Origin of the sequence: Atribacter sp. (assembly GCF_035418125.1) — a bacterium.
GTDB lineage: Bacteria > Atribacterota > Atribacteria > Atribacterales > Atribacteraceae > Atribacter > Atribacter allofermentans.
Window position 1 is genome coordinate 1 of record NZ_DAOLQM010000218.1, and the last position, 3,828, is coordinate 3,828.

A 3,828-nucleotide genomic window follows, 5' to 3' on the forward strand; every position below is an offset into this window, starting at 1 on the left:
GGAGGGGAATTGTTGTATTTATTCCCCCATTGAGGGGGGATTCAGGGGGGTGTGCTTTTCTCTTTTTTGTTACATCACATTTCACTTATTCCAGTAATTTCAGTATAGTATTTTCAGGATAGAAAAAGAGGAGGGTATAAACACTTTTTTATTATTTATAAATTCTTTAAAATGATGAGACCCCCAATGCTATCAAAAAATAAGGAGACGATTGGATGAAGGTTAGGGTATGAGGGTGTAAACCCAGACTCAAATCCAGGTTGGGTATCTTTCAATAAAGCCTGAGAGAAATATATTAGCTTTTGTCTCAGGCTTTAAGCTGATCTCATTTTTTTAAGATACTTCCATGTTGACTTTAGCAAAAGTTTCCAATTGTTTTTGATCTAATTTTTTATATTCAATACCTAAAAAAATTGCAGTTAAAACAAAAGATAAACCATCAGAAATCGGTGCTGCTATAAAAATACCGTCTAATCCGAAAAACCGAGGAAGAAGAACTACTAACGGTAATAATATGAGTAATTGACGAATAAGGCTTAAAAACATAGCCTCTTTGGCTTTCCCGACCGCAAAGAAATACCCGGTTCCTACCACCTGGAAGCCAACCACTGGCAACATAAGCTGTATTATTCTCATAGCTCTGGTTCCCATTGATATTAGTTCCAGATCAGTTTTATTAAAAAGCATGATGAACTGCTGGGGAAAAGCCATTAAAAAAATAAAACCCAGGATCACCACACCGGTAGCCGATAAGCTGGCAGTTTTAACTGTTTCCTTTACCCGATCAAATTGTTGTGCCCCAAAGTTATAACCAATAATAGGCTGAGCACCCTGGTTAATTCCAAAAATTGGCATGAGTATCAGCATATTGATACTGTTGATAATTCCCATTACCGAAATAGCGGTATCTCCACCATATTGGTTCAAAAAATTATTAAGGATAACATAGAGCAGAGTTGTTCCCATTTGTAACACAAAAGGTGCCGTTCCAATTGCTAATATTTTCGAAACAATTGGCATAAATAGCTTGAGGTTTTTAGCCTGGAAATGTAAGGTGCTTTTTCCACTAAGAAAATATCTCAGCACCCAAACCGCTGAAACCAATTGCGATAAGATGGTAGCGATCGCTGCTCCTTTAATACCCCATCCAAACCAAAAGATAAAAATTGGGTCTAAAATGGTATTCAACAGTGCACCAATTAACATGGTCGACATAGCGGTGCGAGGATTTCCTTCAGCCCGGATGATGTTATTCAAACCAAATCCTATGCCACTGAATATCCCACCAATAAGGATTATTCTTAAATAATCTATGGCATAGGGGAGGACGGTTTCACTCCCACCCGAAATAACTAAGATTGGCTTGATAAATAATAAACCAATTACTGATAATCCAATTGAAATTAAAACTATCAATATGAAAGCATTACCTAAAGTTCGCTCAGCTTCTTCCTTTTTTCTTTCACCTAATTTGATCGAGACTAATGCAGTTGATCCCATGCCCACTAACATCCCAAAGGACATCATGAGCATCATATAAGGGAAACCGATTGCAATTCCAGCAATACCAAGTGAACCAACGCCTTGACCAACATAAATCCGGTCAACAATGTTATACAGGGCATTGACTAACATGCCTACTATGGCTGGAATAGAAAACCGCCACAATAAGGTTGATATTTTTGTGTCCCGAAGCTGTGCTGAATGGTCCATTTTTAAAACTTCCTTTCAAAAAATAAATAGCGAATAAAATACTCTCGATTTTTGATACTTTAAGAGAGATTATAAATTATGGTTCAATACTTTAAAGAGAATATTAAAACCATTATGATATCAGAATATAAAAATATTTACAAGGGGGATTTAGGGCAATTCGGTGTTTTGTTATTGGTTGTGAAATAGTAAAGTGTAAGAAAAAATATAAACTATACTTGCAATAACCAAAGATAGGGGGATACGATTCAATGAGAATGAAAACTCAAATTGTTTGGTTATTTTTGCTTTTAATTATTATCATTCCTAATGCTTTCGGAATGGATTCTCTGTATGATGGTCTTTTATTCATTGATAGAGGACAGATTCATGAAGCTATGCAAATTGTCTATGAATTCTCTTTCAATGAAAATTATAATGATGCCTTAACCTTACTCAATACCATCTTAGAAAAATATCCTTTCAGCCGAGACAGAGTGAACGTTATGATTCAAAAAGCAACAATTTACGAAAAAATGAAGCAATTTAAAGATGCTATCACTCAATATGAAGCAATAATGACTCTTGATCCTTCTACCTATGATGACCACCCTTATTATTCTTATGCTCAATTTTCCCAACTTCGTATTGATTACCTTACCTCCAAACCAACTTGGGCTCGTCAAAGCCGTGAAGCACTTTTCACCGAATTAAAATCAGCCTTTTCAACTTTTGACCAAGAACAGATCAGATTTCTTCTCAAAAAGGGCGATTGTTATATTGGAACAATGTTTAGCGAGCCTTTTCTGACCAATTCTGATGATTTATTCCTTTATTTAAAGGCAGCTTATAAAAATTCTAATTGGTCAGTGAAAGAACCAGTAGAAATTTGGGAAGATCAATGGGCATTAGAAATAAATAATTGGAAAGATTCACATTACCCAGATTTTGATTTACTTTACCTTCTTATTAAAGAAGGTTTATTTGGTTGGGAGTGGGGAGAGATTATTTTTTCCAAATCAGAATGGATGAAAGAATAAAGGAGATAAAATTATATCTATTTTTCCAACCAACATGGCTGCGCTCCTCGTAATGACGCTTTTAATCATCTTCTTCCTTGATGGAAAAGGTTGGGATGAGGATGAAAGCCTAGATTAAGATTCTGGTTTAATGTTTTAAAGTTAAGGTTTGATGAGAATAAAACAGCTTCCCCCTCCACTTAACCCGCTCCTACCGGGAGAGAGGAAAAATGGAATAGGGGAAGCTGAAAAAGGTAGCTTTGATCAATCAAAGCTTCTTATACGCTTTAAAACCTTCGGCTACGTCTTCGTAGTCAACAATAAAATCAAGAATGGCTGATTGACCTGATTCGTTAGCTTTTAATGCTCTTTTTAAGGCATTGTGGATATCTTCTGGTTTTTCAACTCTTTCGCCATAACACCGGTAAGAATGAGCCATCTGTACAAAATCTGGCTGGACAGTAAAATCAGTGGCAATATAACGCTCGCCTAAATCTTTTTGTCCCAGTTTGGTCCAACCTAAGCTAAAGCTATTTAGGATCACCCAGGTTATTGGAGCATTATATTGGACAGCGGTTGGCACATCCTGATTATACATTTGGAAAGCACCGTCTCCAGTGACACAAACTACCTTTTTATCTGGATTGGCAAGTTTCACTCCTACGGCTCCGGATACTCCTGAACCCATACAGGTTTGCTCTCCGGGAGCGACATTACCATTTCGATCGAGAACGCGATAGTAAGGGCTATAATAGGTCCAAAGGTCCTGACTGCCATTCTCATGAACCATGATGGTATTTCTCCCAAATACTTGATTGATTTCATAGACAACTCTTTTACTTTTAATTGGGACTTGATTACTTTTTTGGCATTCTTCAAAAACTTGGGCTTCATAATCCTGCTTCATTTTTGAATTATTTTCTTTTCTTCTTTCCCACTCTGGTGAATCCAAACTTTTAATGCTTTCTAAAATTGAGGCTAAAACAGTCTTGGCATCTCCTAAAATTGGGACATCAGGAATCCAGTTACGACTCATTTCAAAGGACTCGATATCAATTTGAATAAATTTTGCATTTTTAGGGAAGAGTTTCCAGATACCGGTTTGGAATTCTTCATT

The 3,828-nt window shown here is 36.4% G+C and carries 3 protein-coding genes; 1 reads left to right on the plus strand and 2 read right to left on the minus strand.

Going from position 1 to position 3,828, the window contains the following annotated elements; all coding sequences use genetic code 11:
- Nucleotides 1-333: 333 nt before the first annotated feature.
- Nucleotides 334-1,713: an MATE family efflux transporter gene (locus PLK24_RS09450; RefSeq protein WP_324478528.1), complete on the minus strand. Its 1,380-nt coding sequence runs from the start codon at nucleotides 1,711-1,713 to the stop codon at nucleotides 334-336.
- 251 nt (nucleotides 1,714-1,964) lie between these two features.
- Here PLK24_RS09450 and PLK24_RS09455 point away from each other — a divergent pair, with 251 nt between their 5' ends.
- Nucleotides 1,965-2,732, plus strand: a complete 768-nt coding sequence (locus PLK24_RS09455) for an outer membrane protein assembly factor BamD (RefSeq protein ID WP_324478530.1) — start codon at nucleotides 1,965-1,967, stop codon at nucleotides 2,730-2,732.
- 247 nt (nucleotides 2,733-2,979) lie between these two features.
- Here PLK24_RS09455 and PLK24_RS09460 read toward each other — a convergent pair.
- On the minus strand, nucleotides 2,980-3,828 hold an 849-nt coding region (locus tag PLK24_RS09460; RefSeq protein ID WP_324478532.1), incomplete at its 5' end, for a thiamine pyrophosphate-binding protein.

What these genes read in the sequence shown, in the direction of transcription:
- PLK24_RS09450 (WP_324478528.1), bottom strand. Translation starts at nt 1,713, where the DNA reads ATGGACCATTCAGCACAGCTTCGGGACACAAAAATATCAACCTTATTG.
- PLK24_RS09455 (WP_324478530.1), top strand. Translation starts at nt 1,965, where the DNA reads ATGAGAATGAAAACTCAAATTGTTTGGTTATTTTTGCTTTTAATTATT.